General features: G+C 66.4%; 1 protein-coding gene. It reads left to right on the top strand.

The genetic code is table 11. The features are described 5' to 3' along the window. Positions 1–396 (top strand): nitrate- and nitrite sensing domain-containing protein (locus tag GPA21_RS20515; protein ID WP_168989879.1); only part of this gene is annotated, 396 nt, incomplete at both ends.

The raw sequence follows: 396 nt of genomic DNA, 5'->3' as shown, positions 1-396 counted from the left end.
CGGCATGACCGCCGGGTTCATCGGCAGCGGGGGATCCAGTTTCGCCGGTGAGTTGCCTGTCCAGCGTCAGGCGACCGAGCGACGGCTCAATGCACTGAGAGGCTTTGTCGGCGATTTCGATGCGTCGCGGATCGACCGGGGGCTCGCCGACAGCCTGAACAGCAGTCTCCGACAGCTCGACGAACTGGGCAACCGCCGGCAGGCGATCAGTGCGCTGTCGTTGTCCCAGCCGGATGCGGTGGCCTACTACTCGGGAACGATCGCCGGGCTTCTCGCCCTTGTGGATCGCATTGCCATCCTCAGCAGCGATGCCGGAATCGCCCGGCAGGCTGGCGCGTACAGCGGGCTACTCAAGGCCAAGGAGCACGCCGGGATCGAACGGGCGCTGCTCACTGG

The sequence above is a fragment of the Azoarcus taiwanensis genome (assembly GCF_012910885.1).
GTDB lineage: Bacteria > Pseudomonadota > Gammaproteobacteria > Burkholderiales > Rhodocyclaceae > Azoarcus_F > Azoarcus_F taiwanensis.
Note: the sequence above shows the minus strand (reverse complement) of the source record. Positions and strands in the feature narration are given on the sequence as shown.